This window comes from Luteimonas suaedae, assembly GCF_008312895.1.
GTDB classification, from domain to species: Bacteria; Pseudomonadota; Gammaproteobacteria; order Xanthomonadales; family Xanthomonadaceae; genus Luteimonas; species Luteimonas suaedae.
The window spans coordinates 125,316-141,373 of record NZ_VSSP01000005.1 but is presented as its reverse complement, the minus strand read 5'-3'; the positions used below and the strand labels follow the sequence as shown (position 1 = coordinate 141,373).

13 protein-coding genes are annotated in these 16,058 nt (G+C 71.0%); 10 read left to right on the top strand and 3 right to left on the bottom strand.

What is annotated here, in order from left to right:
- Positions 1-20: 20 nt before the first annotated feature.
- From FXO19_RS09830 to FXO19_RS09820, 3 genes are read left to right on the top strand one after another with little or no spacing between them, the layout of a single operon-like run.
- Positions 21-872, top strand: a complete 852-nt coding sequence (locus FXO19_RS09830; protein ID WP_149194918.1) for a DUF4198 domain-containing protein — start codon at positions 21-23, stop codon at positions 870-872.
- Positions 873-878: 6 nt separating this feature from the next.
- A complete protein-coding gene (locus tag FXO19_RS09825; RefSeq protein WP_149194917.1) occupies positions 879-1,841 on the top strand; it encodes an FAD:protein FMN transferase in 963 nt (320 codons plus the stop codon).
- A complete protein-coding gene (locus tag FXO19_RS09820) occupies positions 1,838-3,469 on the top strand; it encodes a sulfite reductase subunit alpha (RefSeq protein ID WP_149194916.1) in 1,632 nt (543 codons plus the stop codon). Before FXO19_RS09825 ends, FXO19_RS09820 begins: the two co-directional genes overlap by 4 nt.
- A 25-nt stretch (positions 3,470-3,494) precedes the next feature.
- On the opposite strand, the gene FXO19_RS09815 is transcribed toward FXO19_RS09820, so the two are convergent.
- Positions 3,495-4,088 (bottom strand): HutD/Ves family protein, encoded by a 594-nt coding sequence (locus tag FXO19_RS09815; RefSeq protein ID WP_149195047.1) that lies wholly within the window; start codon positions 4,086-4,088, stop codon positions 3,495-3,497.
- A gap of 242 nt (positions 4,089-4,330) precedes the next feature.
- Complete coding sequence (locus tag FXO19_RS09810; protein WP_149194915.1) at positions 4,331-4,672, bottom strand: ComEA family DNA-binding protein; 342 nt, start codon at positions 4,670-4,672, stop codon at positions 4,331-4,333.
- Between the two features lie 212 nt (positions 4,673-4,884).
- On the opposite strand from FXO19_RS09810, the gene FXO19_RS09805 reads away from it, so the two are divergent.
- The 5 genes from FXO19_RS09805 to FXO19_RS09785 all read left to right on the top strand — a co-directional run bounded on the left by FXO19_RS09805 (position 4,885) and on the right by FXO19_RS09785 (position 11,669).
- Positions 4,885-6,378, top strand: a complete 1,494-nt coding sequence (locus tag FXO19_RS09805; RefSeq protein WP_149194914.1) for a M20 family metallopeptidase — start codon at positions 4,885-4,887, stop codon at positions 6,376-6,378.
- 204 nt (positions 6,379-6,582) lie between these two features.
- Positions 6,583-6,849, top strand: coding sequence for a GlsB/YeaQ/YmgE family stress response membrane protein (locus FXO19_RS09800; RefSeq protein WP_149194913.1), 267 nt, complete (start codon positions 6,583-6,585; stop codon positions 6,847-6,849).
- Between the two features lie 293 nt (positions 6,850-7,142).
- The gene (locus FXO19_RS09795) at positions 7,143-8,975 is read left to right on the top strand and encodes an assimilatory sulfite reductase (NADPH) flavoprotein subunit (protein ID WP_149194912.1); all 1,833 of its coding nucleotides are present in this window, start codon (positions 7,143-7,145) and stop codon (positions 8,973-8,975) included.
- 208 nt (positions 8,976-9,183) lie between these two features.
- Positions 9,184-10,935 carry an assimilatory sulfite reductase (NADPH) hemoprotein subunit gene (cysI, locus tag FXO19_RS09790; protein ID WP_149194911.1) on the top strand — a complete coding sequence of 584 codons (1,752 nt, stop codon included), beginning with the start codon at positions 9,184-9,186 and terminating at the stop codon, positions 10,933-10,935.
- The gene (locus FXO19_RS09785) at positions 10,932-11,669 is read left to right on the top strand and encodes a phosphoadenylyl-sulfate reductase (RefSeq protein ID WP_149194910.1); all 738 of its coding nucleotides are present in this window, start codon (positions 10,932-10,934) and stop codon (positions 11,667-11,669) included. Before cysI ends, FXO19_RS09785 begins: the two co-directional genes overlap by 4 nt.
- 202 nt (positions 11,670-11,871) lie before the next feature.
- Here the strand turns inward: FXO19_RS09785 and FXO19_RS09780 are convergent, their stop codons facing one another.
- Complete coding sequence (locus FXO19_RS09780) at positions 11,872-12,861, bottom strand: LysR family transcriptional regulator (protein ID WP_149194909.1); 990 nt, start codon at positions 12,859-12,861, stop codon at positions 11,872-11,874.
- 248 nt (positions 12,862-13,109) lie between these two features.
- On the opposite strand from FXO19_RS09780, the gene cysG reads away from it, so the two are divergent.
- Both cysG and cysK read left to right on the top strand, forming a co-directional pair.
- A complete protein-coding gene (gene cysG / locus FXO19_RS09775) occupies positions 13,110-14,573 on the top strand; it encodes a siroheme synthase CysG (protein ID WP_149194908.1) in 1,464 nt (487 codons plus the stop codon).
- A gap of 272 nt (positions 14,574-14,845) precedes the next feature.
- Complete coding sequence (cysK, locus tag FXO19_RS09770; protein ID WP_149194907.1) at positions 14,846-15,829, top strand: cysteine synthase A; 984 nt, start codon at positions 14,846-14,848, stop codon at positions 15,827-15,829.
- Positions 15,830-16,058 lie beyond the last annotated feature (229 nt).

The following is a 16,058-nucleotide window of genomic DNA, read 5'->3' as shown; positions in this document are numbered from 1 at the left end:
TCCGACCCGGGAGATTTCGCATGAAGCACGCCCACAAGAAGCACGCTCAGAAGCACACCCGCACGAAACAGGCCCTCGCGCTGACCCTCGCTCTCGCCGCGGCATTGCCGCTCTCGGCCTTCGCCCACAAGTTTTGGCTGCAACCCTCGCAGACCGTGCTGGCCGGCGAGGACCCGTGGGTCACGGTCGACGCGGCGGTCTCCAACGACCTGTTCTTCTTCAACCACGTGCCGCTGCGCCTGGACAACCTGGCCATCACCGCGCCGGACGGCAGCCGCACCGCGGCGCAGAATCCGGCAACCGGCAAGTACCGCAGCGTGTTCGACCTGCAGCTGACCCAGACCGGCACCTATCGCATCGCGGTGGTCAACGGCGGCCTGATGGCGAGTTGGGAAGCCGACGGCAAGACCGAGCGCCGCCGCGGCCTGACGCCGGACGCGTTCGCGCGCGAAGTGCCATCCGATGCGCAGAACCTGCGCGTCACCGAAAGCCTCAGTCGAGTGGAGACCTTCGTCACCAATGGCGCTCCCGACGCCGACGCCCTGGCCGTGACCGGCGAAGGCCTGGAGCTGCAGCCGCTGACGCATCCGAACGACCTGTTCGCCGGCGAGCAGGCGCGTTTTCGCCTGCTGCTGGACGGCGAGCCCGCCGCCGGCGTCGAACTGGAGATCGTCCGCGGCGGCACCCGCTACCGCAATGCACAGGACGAGATCCGCACCAGCGCCGATGCCGCCGGCGAGTTCGCCGTGATCTGGCCGGAACCGGGCATGTACTGGCTCGAGGCCACCGCGCAGGACGCGCGCACCTCGGTGCCGCAGGCCTCCGAACGCCGCCTGGTCTATGTCGCCACGCTGGAAGTGCTGCCGCAGTAGGCCGGAATGCGCGCACCGTCCGCCGACAACGCAATCGCCGACCTTGGCGGCGAGACCATGGGCACCACCTGGCGGGTGCGCCTGTCGGCGTCGCGCACGCGGCCACTGCGCCCGCTGCATGACGGCATCCAGGCGCGCCTGGACGCGGTGGTCGCGCAGATGAGCCCGTGGGAGCCGGACAGCGACATCAGCCGCTACAACCGTGCCCCAGCGGACACCTGGCATGCGCTGCCGCCGGCGTTTCTCATCGTGCTGCAGGCAGCGCTCGAGATCGCGACGATCAGCGACGGGGCGTTCGACCCCACGCTGGGGCCGCTGGTCGATCTCTGGGGCTTCGGCCCGGACGGTGCTCATCCGCGCGTGCCCGGCCCTGCCGCGCTCGACGCGGTCCGGCCGCACTGCGGCTGGCGGCGACTCGAGCTGGACGCAAGCGGCACGCGGCTGCGGCAGCCCGGCGGCCTGCGGCTGGATCTGTCCGCGATCGCCAAGGGGTTCGGCGTCGATGTCGTGACGGCCTACCTGTGCGCCGCCGGCATCGACGGGGCCCTGGTCGAGGTCGGCGGCGAGCTGCGCGGCCTCGGGCGCCGCCCCGACGGCGAGCGCTGGCGGGTGCTGGTCGAGCCCATTGCCGATGCCGACGAAGCGCCGTGCGTGTTACCGCTGGACGGGTGCGCGGTGGCGACCTCGGGCGATGGCTGGCATCGCTTCGAGCACGACGGCCGTCGCTATTCGCACAGCATCGATTCGCGCAGCGGCGCGCCGGTCGCCGATGCCGCGGCCGCGGTGACGGTGGTCGCCGGCGACGCGATGCGCGCCGATGCCTGGTCCACGGCGCTGACGGTGCTCGGGCCCGAAGCCGGATTCGCACTCGCCGCCCGGCGCGAGCTTGCCGTGCGATTCGCGCAGCGCGGCAGCGACGGACCGGTCTATCGCGCAACCCCCGCATTCGAACGGCTGGTCGCGGAATGAGCACGCCCGCGCAATCGGCGCAGACGCGCGAACGTGCCGGCAACCTGCTGCTGTTGCTGGCGCTGACCGTCCTGGCACTGGCAATGCTGCCGCTGCACGGCGACGACTGGTGGCTGGCGCCGCCGCGTCCCGGGCACTGGCTATGGGCGGCACTGCTGCTGGCAGCCTATGCTGGGTTGTTCGCGCGACAGTGGCGAGGGGTCCGCCACGCGCGGGGCGCGACCGTGACGGACGCGGCCGGTGCGCCGCCGCTGACGGTCTTCTGGGCCAGCCAGACCGGCTACGCACGGGACCTCGCCGAACGCACCGCCCACAGCCTGTGGCAGGCCGGCATCGCCACGCGCGTGCGCGACCTCGCCACCCTGGATCCCGCGGCGCTGGCACGGACGCAGCGCGCGCTGTTCGTGGTCAGCACCACCGGCGAGGGCGATCCACCGGACCACGTCCTGCGCTTCGCCGCCGAGGCGCTGTCTACGTCAGTGGCACTGCCGGACTTGGCGTACGCGGTCCTGGCCCTGGGCGATCGCGAATACACGCACTATTGCGGCTTCGGCCATGCGCTCCACCGCTGGCTGCGGCAGTCCGGCGCGCGTCCGCTGTGCGATCCGGTCGAAGTCGACAACGGCGATCCGGGCGCATTGCGGCTATGGCAGCACCACCTGTCGTTGCTGGCCGATGCGCCGGACCTGTCGGACTGGGCATCGCCGCGCTACGCGCACTGGACCCTGCGCGACCGCGCGCAGCTCAACCCCGGCAGCGCCGGCGGCGCGGCGTTCCACCTGGCGCTGACGCCGCCGGAGGGAACGCAACCGCAGTGGCAGGCCGGCGACATCGCCGAGATCGGTCCGCGCAATCCGGCGCAGTCGGTGTCGGCATGGCTGGCCGCGATCCGGATGCCGGGCGAGACGCCCGTGACCGGCCCGGCGGGAAGCGAGCCGCTGTCCGCGCTGCTGGCGCGCTCGCACCTGCCGGCCGCGGACACGGTGCGCGGTCTCGACGCGCAGGCGCTGGCGGCGCGGCTGCAGCCGTTGCCGCATCGCGAGTATTCGATCGCCTCGCTGCCGCAGACCGGCCGCATCGAACTGTTGCTGCGGATGATGACGCGCGCCGACGGCCGCCCGGGACTGGGCAGCGGCTGGCTGTGCCGGTACGCGCAGCCGGGCGAGCGCATCGCCCTGCGCATCCGTAGCAATCCCAACTTCCACCCGCCCGATACTGCGCGACCGCTGATCCTGATCGGCAACGGCACCGGCATCGCCGGCCTGCGCGCACACCTCCAGGCGCGCGAGCAGTCCGGCGCCCATCGCAACTGGCTGCTGTTCGGCGAACGCAATGCCGCCCACGACGGCTTCTACGGCGACGAGATCTTGAGATGGCGGGACCGCGGACACCTGCAGCGGATCGACTTGGCGTTCTCCCGCGACCGGCCCGGCCGCTACGTGCAGGACGCGTTGCGCGAAGCCGCGGACACGCTGCGCGCCTGGATCGCCGACGCCGCCGCACTCTACGTCTGCGGCAGCCTGCGCGGCATGGCGCCGGGCGTGGATGCGGTGCTGCGGGACGTCCTCGGCGCCGCGCAGGTCGAGGACATGCTCGCCGAAGGCCGCTACCGCCGCGACGTCTACTGAGCCGCCCGCGGCCGTGCGCCGGCGCTCAGCCGCGTGCGCGCAGGCGCATCGCCAGCAGCTCGCCACCGCCATCGAGCAGGAAGCGCCGCCGTTCGGGCGCGGCCAGCAGCGCGGTGTCGCCCTGCGCCATCGCCGGCAACCCGGCATCGGGGTCGAAGCGCGCCTGCCCGGCCAGCAGGTGCAACGCCCAGCATTCGCGCCGGTCGGCAAAGAACAGCATCGGCCCGACCAGCGGACGGCGCCACAGCTGTGCCTGCATCGAATCGCGCCGCCACAGCAGGTTGAACACCTCCACGCGGCCGTCGACCGGCTCGCCGGTCAGCGCGCGCTCGCCTGGGTAACACGCGCTGCCGCAAGGCGGTGACAGCAGCCGCTCGTCGCCGTCGTCGAAACGCAGCCGCAGGCCGGCGCCTGCCAGCAGCACCTGTTCACGGTCGACGCCGGGGAACGCCGAGAACGGCGCCGGCCGCTCGATCTCGGCGATCGACAGGCGCCACTGCCAGGCATCGGCGTCCGGCCAGGCGGCGATCCGCCGGGTCCAGCCCAGCCCGTTGCGCCAGCGCTCGCGCCGGTACTCATTGGCGGGAATCACCTGCGCGCGCAGCCGCTCGAAAGTCATGCCGGCAGTGTAACGACCGGCGCCCGGGCGAACGGCGAGCGCCTGGGCGGACCGGGTGACGGTGCGATACACGTCGGAGGCCCGTCATGCATGTGGTGCCGCAAAAAAGCCGCCGCCCACCCGCGCGTCATGCACGGGTGGACGGCGATTACGTCCCTGTAACGGCATCCTGCCGGATCCTCCGGAGCGTCCCTGCTCCTCCGCTGGCGACCGCGCGTCCCCTGCGCGCTCCCAGTGGTGCTTCAGCGCTGCTGCGCGCCGCCCTTGGCAGGCGAGCTGGCGGCCGGCGCCGCGGTGGTCCTGCGCTGCGGCGCGCTGCCCAGGTCGATGCGGTCGCGGTTGCGCTCCACGGTCTTCAGGCCGATGCCCTTCACCATCGCCAGTTCCTCGACGCTCTTGAACACGCCATGCTCCTTGCGGTGGGCGACGATCGCCTCGGCCTTGGACGGGCCGACGTTGACCAGGGCGCTCTCCAGCGTGGTGGCATCGGCGGTGTTGATGTTGACCTTGTCGCTGGCCAGTGCGCTGCCCAGCATCAGCAGCGACAGCAGCAGGGAGGTGAAACCGGTCTTGAGTGCGTTCATGCTCATGGCTCCTTCGAATGAATGGATGACTTCTTGCCTCGCCGGCCGGCGCCGTGGCGCTTCGCCGGTGTGCACAGTCTCGACCACTGCCCGGCGCCGGCGTATCGCCGTTACGGCCGATGCCGAGCCGGCTGATGCCGCGTCGCCGGGTAGGAAAAGTCCTACCGCCGCCGGAGCGCTAAACTGCAGGCTTTCCCGTTACGGAGTGCGCGATGGACGCCAGCAAGGTCGACCGGTACGTCTCGGAGAAGTGGGACGACGACATCGTGCCGCAGCTCGTCGAATACATCCGCATCCCCAACAAGTCGCCGATGTTCGATGCGGACTGGGTCGCCCACGGCTACATGGAGGATGCCGTCACGCTCATGGAACGCTGGGCGAAGGCGCAGCCGATCCCCGGCATGCGAGTCGACGTGGTGCGTCTGGAAAGCCGTACGCCGCTGATCTTCATCGAGATCCCGGCCGCGCACGGCGGCAGCGACGACGACTGCGTGCTGCTCTACGGGCACCTGGACAAGCAGCCGGAGATGACCGGCTGGGACGACGACCTCGGCCCCTGGAAACCGGTGCTGCGCGACCAGAAACTCTACGGCCGCGGCGGCGCCGACGACGGCTACGCGATCTACGGCTCGCTGGCCGCGATCCTCGCCCTGCACGAACAACAGCTGCCGCATGCGCGCTGCGTGGTGCTGATCGAAGCCTGCGAGGAATCGGGCAGCTACGACCTGCCGGCCTATGTCGACCATCTCGCCGAGCGCATCGGCAAGCCGTCGCTGGTGGTGTGCCTGGATTCGGGTTGCGGCAACTACGAGCAGCTGTGGTGCACCACCTCGCTGCGCGGCCTGGCCGGCGGCAACCTGACGGTGAAGGTGCTGGAGGAAGGCGTGCATTCGGGCGACGCCTCCGGCGTGGTGCCATCCAGCTTCCGCCTGCTGCGGCAGCTGCTGTCGCGGATCGAGGACGAGGCCAGCGGCCGCATCCTGGTCGAGGGCCTGCACGCGGAAATCCCGACCGAGCGGCTGCAGCAGGCGCGTCGCGCCGCCGAAGTGCTCGGCACCGCCGTCTACGACAAGTTTCCGCTGCTGCCGGGCCTGAAGCCGATGCACGACGACCTGGCCGAACTGGTGCTCAACCGGACCTGGCGCCCGGCGCTGTCGGTGACCGGCGTCGGCGGCATTCCGACGCTGGACTCCGCCGGCAACGTGCTGCGCCCGCAGACCGCGGTGAAGCTGTCGCTGCGGCTGCCGCCTACGGTCGACGGCCGGCGCGCCGGCGCGCTGCTGCAGGAAGCATTGCTGCAGGACCCGCCCAACGGCGCGACGGTCACCCTGGAGCTGGAGAAGGCCGCCACCGGCTGGAATGCGCCGGCACTGTCACACTGGCTGGACCGCGCCATCGACGAGGCCAGCCGTGCGTTCTACGGACAGCCGGCGATGTACATGGGCGAAGGCGGCTCGATTCCGTTCATGGGCATGCTGGGCGAGAAGTTCCCCGGTGCGCAGTTCATGATCACCGGCGTACTCGGCCCGCATTCCAATGCGCACGGGCCCAACGAGTTCCTGCACATCCCGATGGGCAAGCGGGTCACCGCCTGCGTGGCGCGCGTGCTGCTCGAGCACCACCGGGCCGGCGAGCGCGGCGAAACCACCGGCGCAGCGGTCGCGGCCGACAGCGGCACCCGCCACGGCGACCACGGTTGCTGCTGAGCCCCGCAAGGTGCGGGCCGACTGAGCACTGAACGCAAGCGCGAGGCGGCCGACACCGGCCTCTGGCGCAGCCACGACGATCCGCCGGCGCTGCGAATGGATTGCCACCCTGGATGGATTCGATCGGGCGCATGAGGCCGCGCCGCCGCGAGTGGCGCGGCCTCATGCGCTAGGCTAGCGCCGAACAATCGACAGAGGCACGCCATGGAACCGTTCGGCAGCAACAACTGGCTCCACATCATCCTGCTCGGCCTGGTCGTCGGGATCCTGGCGCGGCTGGTGACACCAGGCCGGCGGCGGCTGGGCATCATCCTGACCGCCCTGCTGGGGATCGGCGGCGCCGTCGTCGCCAGCTGGCTGGGCCAGCAACTGGGCTGGTACGCGGCCGGACAGCCCGCGGGCTTCATCGGCGCCCTGCTCGGCTCGATCCTGATCCTCGGGATCGCGCAACTGTTCCGCGGGGGCCGCTGACCGGCTGCCCGGCTGCTCCTCGACCGCATTCTGCAACCTGTCGATGCAGTCATCCGGAAAGCGTTTCTGCCACGGATCGACACGGACTAAGACGCGGCTTTCCCGGTCGCAACACGATGCCAGCGACCCGGCCTGTGGACAGGCAACGAACTCCACGATGCCGCCGTCGCCGTGCGTACCTGCCGCGCGGTCGTAGATGACACCCGGGCATGTCCGCATAACCGGACATCCTTTTCCATCGCCGGCGCGGGCGCCTAGCCTCGTGATCGTTCCCACCTCCCCGGTCCGCGACGATGTCTCCGCAAGCCCTGCCCGCGCCGCCGCTGTCCGCCGAACACGCCGATGCGCTGCGCCGGCTCACCGACGGCCTGGACGGCGCCGGGCTGTGGTGGCTGTCCGGCTACGCGGCGGGCCTGGCATCGCGCTCGGCTGCGCCGACGGCGCAAGCGCCGGCCGCGCAGAGCGAGGTCGCGACCGGAAACCGCCTCACCATCGTCTACGGCAGCCAGACCGGCAATGCCCGACGCGTGGCCGAGCGGCTGGCGGCCGATGTCGAGCACGGCGGCCTGACGGTACGGCTGCTGAGCGCCGATGCCTATCCGGTGCGCGAACTGAAGCACGAGCACCACCTCTATCTCGTCATCAGCACCCAGGGCGACGGCGACCCGCCCGACGACGCCCGCGACCTGTATGCCTTCCTCACCGGCAAGCGTGCGCCGAAACTGCCCCAGCTGCACTATGCGGTACTCGGCCTGGGCGATTCGAGTTATCCGCAGTTCTGCGCCATCGGCCAGACGCTGGACGCCCGCCTGGCCGAGCTCGGCGCGACCCGCATGTTCGACCGCGGCGACGCCGACCTCGACATCGACACCGTCGCCACGCCCTGGCGCCAGCAGGCGCTCGCCGCCGCCCGGGAGGCGCTGAAGCCGAGCGCAACCGTCACCCCGCTGCGGCCACCGTCGGCGGCCGTGCCTGCCTACGATCGCGACCGCCCGTTCGCCGCCGAACTGCTGGTCGACCAGCGCATTACCGCCGGCGGCAGCGACCGCGACATCCGCCACTTCGAGCTCTCGCTGGAGGATGCCGGCCTGCACTACGAGCCCGGCGATGCGCTCGGCGTGTGGCCGCGCAACGCGCCGGAACTGGTGGATGAGGTGCTGTCCACGCTCGCACTCGACGGCGATGCGGCCGTCGCCCATGGCGGCGACGAGCTGCCGCTGCGCGAGTGGCTGGGCGCACGGCGAGAGCTGACCCGGCTGGCGCGACCGCTGCTCGCCGCGCACGCCGAGCGCGCCGGCGACGCCACGCTCACCGCGCTGCTGGCACCGGAACGGAACGCGGAACTGGCCCGCTGGACCGGGGACCGGCAGGTGATCGACCTGCTGCGCGAGGCGCCCGCGGCCTGGCCCGCCGACGCGCTGGTGGCCGCGCTGCGGCCGCTGACGCCACGGCTGTACTCGATCGCTTCCAGCCGCAAGGCCGTCGGCGACGAGGCGCATCTCACGATCGCCCACGTCGATTATCTGCATGGCGAAGCGCGGCGTTTCGGCGTCGCCTCGCACTTCCTGGCCGCCGCCGGCGAGGGTGCCCCGATCCCGGTCTACCTGGAGCGCAACGAACGCTTCCGCCTGCCGGCCGATCCGGCGCGCGACGTGATCATGATCGGCCCCGGCACCGGCGTCGCCCCGTTCCGCGGCTTCCTGCAGGAACGCGTGGCGATCGGCGCCAGTGGCCGCAACTGGCTGTTCTTCGGCAATCCGCACTTCCGCAGCGACTTCCTCTACCAGCTGGAATGGCAGCGGGCGCTGAAGTCGGGGCAGTTGCATCGCATCGACCTGGCATTCTCACGCGACCGCGTGGACGCACGAGGCGCGGCGCCGGAGTCCGCGGCCGCGCCGCGCAAGACCTACGTGCAGCACCGCATCCGCGAACGCGGCCGCGAACTGTACGCCTGGCTGGAGGGCGGCGCGCACCTGTATGTCTGCGGCGCGATCGCCATGGGCAAGGACGTGCACACGGCATTACTGGACGTGATCGCCACCCATGGCGGCCGCGATCCCGAGGCGGCCGGCGAATACCTCGACAGCTTGCAGCAGGAGGGCCGCTATGCGCGCGACACCTACTGATCCGGTGTCCATCCGCGGCTCCTTCCGTAGGAGCGCGCCATGCGCGCGATGCCACGAGCGTCTCCGGTCTCGGTCATCGGCGGTTCCGCTGCGAGTCGGAAGGCGCGCGGGCGAACGAAATCGCATGGCGGCGCAATGCCCGCGGCATCGCGCGCATGGCGCGCTCCTACGAAACAGCCGTTCCACCTTCAAGAACACTTGACCCGCGATGAGCACGCATTCCGTTGAGGACATCAAGGCCGAGAGCGCGCGCCTGCGCGGCTCGCTGCTGGACAGCCTGGCCGATCCGGTCACCGGCGCGCTGCGCGAGGCCGACCAGACGCTGATCAAGTACCACGGCAGCTATCAGCAGGACGATCGCGACGTCCGCGAGCAGCGCCGCCAGGCCATGCTCGAGCCCGCCTATGCCTTCATGATCCGCACCCGCACCCCCGGGGGCGTGGTCACGCCGGCGCAGTGGCTGCAGCTCGACGCCATCGCCACCACCTATGCCGAGCGCGGCCTGCGCATCACCACCCGGCAGGCGTTCCAGCTACACGGCGTGATCAAGACCGAACTCAAGGCGACCATGCAGGCGATCAACGCCGCGCTGATCGACACCCTGGCCGCCTGCGGCGACGTCAACCGCAACGTCGCGGTGGCCGCCAACCCGCACCTGTCGCCGGCGCACGCGGCGGTGCAGGCGCAGGCCGCGGCGTTGTCGGAACACCTGTTGCCCAACACCCGCGCCTACTACGAGATCTGGCTCGACGAGGAGCGCATCGCCTCCAGCGGCGGCGAGGAGGAGCCAATCTACGGCGACCGCTACCTGCCGCGCAAGTTCAAGATCGGCTTCGCGATTCCGCCGGTCAACGACGTCGACGTGTTCGCGCAGGACCTCGGCTTCATCGCCGTCCTCGACGAGACCGGCGCGCTGCTCGGCTACGACGTGAGCATCGGCGGCGGCATGGGCGCCAGCCATGGCGACCCGGAGACCTACCCGCGCCTGGGCAGCGTGATCGGTTTCATCGGACCGGACCAGGTGACCGCAGTCGCCGAAGCCGTGGTCACCGCGCAGCGCGACCACGGCAACCGCGAGGTGCGCAAGCGTGCGCGGCTCAAGTACACCATCGACGATCGTGGTCTCGACTGGTTCAAGTCCGAGGTCGAACGGCGCGCCGGCATCACCTTCCCCCCGGCGCGACCGTTCGCTTTTTCGCATAACGGCGACCGCTTCGGCTGGAGCGAGGGCGAGGACGGGCGCCTGCACCTGGGCCTGCGCATCCCGGCGGGACGGATCGTCGACGGCGCCCTCGACGGCCGCGGCGAAGCGGTTCGCCACCTCAGCGGCCTGCGCGCGCTCGCGCGGCTGCTGCAGGACGAAGGCGACGGCGCCGAGTTCCGGATGACGCCGAACCAGAACCTGGTGCTGGCGCGGATCCCACCGGCGCTGCGCGCGCGCGTGGATACGCTGTGTGCGGAGTTCGGCCTCGACGGCTGGCGCCATGCCAGTCCGCTGCGGCGCAACGCGCTCGCCTGCGTGGCCTTCCCGACCTGCGGCCTGGCGATGGCCGAGGCCGAGCGCTACCTGCCGGCGCTGCTGGACCAGGTGCAGGCGCTGCTCGAACGGCACGGCATCGGCGATGCGCCGATCCACCTGCGCATCAGCGGCTGCCCCAACGGCTGCTCGCGGCCGTACCTGGGCGAGATCGCCCTGGTCGGCCGCGCCCCCGGCCGCTACAACCTGATGTTGGGCGCCGACCATCGCGGCCAGCGGCTCAACACGCTGTACCGCGACAACATCGACGAGCCGGCGATCCTCGAAGCGCTCGATCCGCTGTTCGCCGCCTATGCGCGCGAACGTGACGCGGGCGAGGGCTTCGGCGACTTCCTGGTCCGCAGCGGCGCGGTCGCCATTCCCGAGCGCGACGTTCGCCGCGCCATTCCCATCACGTCCATCCCCATGGAGGCGTCCGCATGAGCCCGCCAGATCCGATCACCGCCGCCGAGTCCACGCAGGCCCTGGCCGAACTCAACCGCTGGCTGTCGCGACGCAGCGCGCCCGACCGCATCGCATGGGCGCTGGAGAACACCGCCGGCACGCACGCGCTGTCGTCGAGCTTCGGTGCACAGTCAGCGGTGTCGCTGCACATGGCCACCCGGCAACAGCCCGGCATGCCGGTGATCCTGGTCGATACCGGCTACCTGTTCCCGGAGACCTATCGATTCGTCGATGCATTGACCGGTCGCCTCGGCCTCAACCTGAAGGTGTATCGCCCGCACCTCGGCGCCGCCTGGGCGGAGGCACGCATGGGACGGCTCTGGGAACAAGGCGTGGACGGCATCGACCGCTACAACCGCCTGCACAAGGTCGATCCGATGCAGCGCGCATTGCGCGAACTTGGCGTGCGCACCTGGATCGCCGGGCTGCGGCGGCAGCAGGCCGACACCCGCGCCGGCATCGATTTCCTGGAGCTGCGCGACGGCCGCTGGAAACTGCACCCGATCGCCGACTGGAGCGACCGCGATGTCTGGATCTACCTGCAGAAGCACGACCTGCCCTATCACCCGCTCTGGCACGAGGGCTATGTCTCGATCGGCGACATCCACACCACCCGCAGGCTGGAGCCGGGCATGCGCATCGAGGACACGCGCTTCTTCGGCCTGAAGCGCGAATGCGGCCTGCACTTCGACGAGCCCGGCATGGCTGCCTGAGGCCGGCCGAATCGCGATCCACCCGTAGGAGCGCGCCATGCGCGCGATGCCGCGGGCATGGCGCCGCCATGCGATGACGTCCACCGACGTGCCTTCCGGCTCGCGGCGGGACCGTCGATGATCGAGGCCGGAAACGCCCGCGGTATCGCGCGCATGGCGCGCTCCTACGAAGCGGCAACGCCGAATGCGTCCGCCGCCGGCGTCACACCGAGATCGGCTGGCTCAGCTCGGTCCAGGTCGGTGGCACCGGCCAATGCGGTTCCTCGTTGCCCTCGAGCACCCGGCGCAGGTCGCGGCGGTCGATCTGCGGCGCCAGCGCATGCAGCAGCGCCAGCGCGTACTCGCGCAGCACGCGGCCGCGCGGGATCACCGCCCAGGTGATGCATTCTGGCAGCGCTTCCGGCGCCGGCAGCAGGCGCAGGTCCTCGTCCTCGCGCACGCCGATCGCCATTTCCGCCAGCAGCCCGGCACCGAGCCCCGCGCGCACGTAGGTCTTGATCAGGTTGGCGTCGCGCGCGGTCATCGCCACCTGCGGCTCGACGCCCTCGGAGGCGAAGGTGCGCTGCAGCGAGGAGTCGGCGCGGGTCGAGGACTCGTAGCTGATCAGCGGATGGCGGGCCAGCTCGGCCAGGGTCGGCGCACGGTTCAGTCCGGCCAGCGGATGTGCCCGCGGCACCAGCAGCACGCGCCGCCAGCGGTACAGCGGCACCACCACGCCCCCGTCCTGAGGCGGCGGTCCGGCGGTGCTGATCAAGGCGAGGTCGGCCCCGTCCTGGGCGAGCTTCTGCAGCACCTCGGCATCGCCGGCCGCCTGCAGGTCGACGTTGACCTGCGGAAACCTGCGCTTGATCTCCGCGATCACCGGCGGCAGCACATAGCGCGCCTGGGTGTGGGTGGTCGCCAGCAGCAGGCGGCCGCTGTGCTCGCCGCGCTCGTTGGCGGCGTAGCTGCGGATGTTGCCGGCCTCCTCCAAGATGCGGCGCGCATGCTGCAGCACCTGCTCGCCGGCCGGGGCGATGCCTTCCAGGCTGCGTCCCTTGCGCACGAACAGCTGGAAACCGAGCTCGTCCTCCAACTGCTTGAGCTGCTTGGACAGGCCCGGCTGGGTGGCATGCACGCGCTCGGCGGCGAGCGTGATGTTGAGCCCGGCGTCGGCGATGGCGACCAGATAACGTAGCTGGGTAAGGGTCATGGCGGGTTCCCGGACGGACGCGTCGTCCGCAGGCACTAGAGCGTGTCATGCACTTCGATAGCGCCTTCCCGCTCTAATATCTTTCAATCATGATGAAAGGATTTCGAGCATATCCGCTGCCCGCCTGGATTGTCCACGCACGGGCGGCCGCCGCTTATGCCGAAATCGCATGTCGCCAGACCGGCAGGCCATTTCCGTCGGCGACGCGCGCTCGTTAGCGTCCATGCGACCTGTCGCGAAGCCGAGCCATGTCCGCCGAAACCGCTCCACCGCTGTACCCGCTGTTCGCCGACCTGCGCGGGCGCAGCGTGCTGGTGGTCGGCGGCGGCGCCGTGGCCCGGCGCAAGGCCGAGGCGCTGCTGCAGGCCGGCGCGCGGGTGATCGTGAATGCGCCGGCGCTGGAACCCGACCTCGCCGCCTGGGCCAGCGACGGCAGGATCACACATCGCGCCGGCCGCTTCCGTCGCGAATGGCTGCGTGGCGCCTGGCTCGCGATCGCCGCCACCGACGATCCCGCGATCAACCGCGAGGTCGCGGAAGCCGCCGAGGCGCAGCGCGTGTGGGTCAACGTGGTCGACGACGTGGAACTGTCGCGTTTCCAGGTGCCGGCCCGGCTCGAGCGCGGCGCGCTGCAGATCGCCGTCTCCAGCGGCGGCGGCGCGCCGATGCTGGCACGGCTGGTGCGTGAACGGCTGGAGGCACAGTTCGATGAATCCTTCGCTGCGCTGGCGACGCTGCTGGCGCGCCGGCGCGCGCGCATCCGTGCGCGCTGGCCGGACATCGGCGCGCGACGCCGTGCATTCGAGCGGTTGCTGACCGGACCTCTGCAGGGCCTGCTGCGCCGGCGGCACCATCTCGAAGCGGAGCGCCTGCTCGAAGCCGAGCTGCGGCCGGGCGACGACAGCGGATCCGCAGCCATCGGTTCGGTCGCGCTGGTCGGCGCCGGCCCCGGCGATCCCGGCCTGCTCACCCTGCGCGCATTGCGCGTGCTCAACGAGGCCGACGTGATCCTGCACGACCGCCTGGTGAGCGCCGAGGTGCTGGCGCTGGCGCGCCGCGACGCGGAGCGCATCACGGTCGGCAAGCAGGCCGGCGACCACCGCACCACCCAAGCGCGGATCCACGCGCTGATGGTCGAACATGCGCAGGCCGGAAAACGCGTGGTGCGGCTGAAAGGCGGCGATCCGTTCGTGTTCGGACGCGGCGGCGAGGAACTCGAGCACCTGCGCGCGCACGGCATCGACTACGAGGTCGTGCCCGGCATCACCGCCGCGCTGGCCTGCGCCGCCTACGCCGGCATCCCGCTCACCCATCGCGACCATGCGCAGTCGGCACGCCTGGTCACCGCGCACTGCAAGGCCTCACTCGACACCCTGGACTGGGCGGCGCTGGCGCAGGAGCACCAGACGCTGGCGGTGTACATGGGCGTGGCGATGCTCGACACCCTGCGCGCACGGCTGCTCGCGCACGGTCGCGATCCGCGGACCCCGTTCGCGCTGGTCGAGAACGGTTCGCGGCCGGAACAGCGCGTGATCGCGGGCACGCTGGACGAACTGCCGGCGCTCGCCGAGCGCTACGCGGTGCGCGCGCCCGCCCTGTTGATCCTCGGCGAGGTGGCGGCGTTCGCGCAGACCCTGCACTGGTTCGGCGCGGCGCCGCTGGGCACGGCGGTGGCTGGCGGATCCCCCGGTGTACTGGACGAAGCGGCATGACCGTGCACCGCACTCGCCGTACCAGATGCCTTGAACCCCCCTTTGAAAAAGGGGGGCTGGGGGGATTTGCTCTTCACGGTGCGCAGCAAAACGCAAATTGCGGCGCCATTCCCGGCCCCCGCGCAACGCGCGGGGGCGCTCAAGCCGTCGCAAGCCTGCGGCTTGCAAGCGGCGGCTTTCGCCCCCCTCAATCCCCCTTTTCAAAGGGGGAGAACAGCGGACGGCAGAGTCCCTGAGCCTTCCTCGACAATTCCCTTAAGCAGGCCACCATCATGACCATCCACGACAGCATCCTCGATACCATCGGCCACACACCCGTCGTCAAGCTGCACCGGCTGCCGCCCGCGTACGTCTCGCTCTACGCCAAGGTCGAATCGTTCAACCCCGGCGGTTCGGTCAAGGACCGGCTGGCGCTGGCGATCGTGCTCGACGCCGAGCGCAGCGGCGCGCTCAAGCCCGGGCAGACCATCGTCGAAGCGACCTCCGGCAACACCGGCGTGGCGCTGGCGATGGTCGCCGCCGCGCGCGGCTATCCGTTCGTCGCGGTGATGACGGAGACCTTCTCGGTCGAGCGTCGCAAGCTGATGCGCGCCTACGGCGCGAAGGTGATCCTGACCCCCGCCGCCGAGCGCGGCAGCGGCATGGTCCGCAAGGCCGCCGAACTGGCGGAGACGCACGGCTGGTTCCTGGCGCGGCAGTTCGAGAACCCGGCCAACCCGGCCTATCACCGCCAGACCACCGCCGCGGAGATCCTGCGCGATTTCGCCGGCCGCCGGCTGGATTATTTCGTCAGCGGCTGGGGCACCGGCGGCACCCTCACCGGCGTCGGCCAGGTGCTGAAGGTCGCGCGGCCGGAAGTACGCATCGTCACCTCGGAGCCGGCCGGCGCCTCGCTGCTCGGCGGCAAGGACTGGCAGCCGCACAAGATCCAGGGCTGGACGCCGGACTTCGTGCCGGCGGTGCTCGACTGCGGCATCGCCGACGAGATCCGTCCGGTCGACGACACCGTCGCCCGCGACACCGCGCGCCGACTCGCTGCCGAGGAAGGCCTGTTCGTCGGCATCTCCGCCGGCGCCACCGTCGCCGCGGCGCTGCAGGTGGCCGAAACCGCGACTGAGGGTTCGGTGATCCTGGCCACCCTGCCCGACACCGGCGAGCGCTACCTGTCGACGTTCCTGTTCGAGGGCGTGGAAGAAGGCTCCGACGACGCCTGGCTGGCCTCGCTGGAGACAGAGACCAAGGCCGTGGCGGCGTAGCCCTTCGGGCACGACCGGTGTTCTCAGGTCGAGGGCTGCAACGGCTCTCGGTTGACCGGTGATCCGCACGAGAAGCGCCCGGTCAGCATCCAGGGCCGGCTCGGCGTCCCGGTGCGGGACCGTCGGCGCCATGGATGGCGTCGACGAGCCTCCATGGACGGATTCACGGCGTGTCCCGCACCGGGACGCCGTGCCGGTCCGCCCGCGATGCATCCGCAGCTCTTTTCCC

Excerpts from the sequence above, each read along its gene's own strand:
- FXO19_RS09830 (WP_149194918.1), top strand. The coding sequence starts at position 21 with ATGAAGCACGCCCACAAGAAGCACGCTCAGAAGCACACCCGCACGAAA.
- FXO19_RS09825 (WP_149194917.1), top strand. The coding sequence starts at position 879 with ATGCGCGCACCGTCCGCCGACAACGCAATCGCCGACCTTGGCGGCGAG.
- FXO19_RS09820 (WP_149194916.1), top strand. The coding sequence starts at position 1,838 with ATGAGCACGCCCGCGCAATCGGCGCAGACGCGCGAACGTGCCGGCAAC.
- FXO19_RS09815 (WP_149195047.1), bottom strand. The coding sequence starts at position 4,088 with ATGACTTTCGAGCGGCTGCGCGCGCAGGTGATTCCCGCCAATGAGTAC.
- FXO19_RS09810 (WP_149194915.1), bottom strand. The coding sequence starts at position 4,672 with ATGAACGCACTCAAGACCGGTTTCACCTCCCTGCTGCTGTCGCTGCTG.
- FXO19_RS09805 (WP_149194914.1), top strand. The coding sequence starts at position 4,885 with ATGGACGCCAGCAAGGTCGACCGGTACGTCTCGGAGAAGTGGGACGAC.
- FXO19_RS09800 (WP_149194913.1), top strand. The coding sequence starts at position 6,583 with ATGGAACCGTTCGGCAGCAACAACTGGCTCCACATCATCCTGCTCGGC.
- FXO19_RS09795 (WP_149194912.1), top strand. The coding sequence starts at position 7,143 with ATGTCTCCGCAAGCCCTGCCCGCGCCGCCGCTGTCCGCCGAACACGCC.
- cysI (WP_149194911.1), top strand. The coding sequence starts at position 9,184 with ATGAGCACGCATTCCGTTGAGGACATCAAGGCCGAGAGCGCGCGCCTG.
- FXO19_RS09785 (WP_149194910.1), top strand. The coding sequence starts at position 10,932 with ATGAGCCCGCCAGATCCGATCACCGCCGCCGAGTCCACGCAGGCCCTG.
- FXO19_RS09780 (WP_149194909.1), bottom strand. The coding sequence starts at position 12,861 with ATGACCCTTACCCAGCTACGTTATCTGGTCGCCATCGCCGACGCCGGG.
- cysG (WP_149194908.1), top strand. The coding sequence starts at position 13,110 with ATGTCCGCCGAAACCGCTCCACCGCTGTACCCGCTGTTCGCCGACCTG.
- cysK (WP_149194907.1), top strand. The coding sequence starts at position 14,846 with ATGACCATCCACGACAGCATCCTCGATACCATCGGCCACACACCCGTC.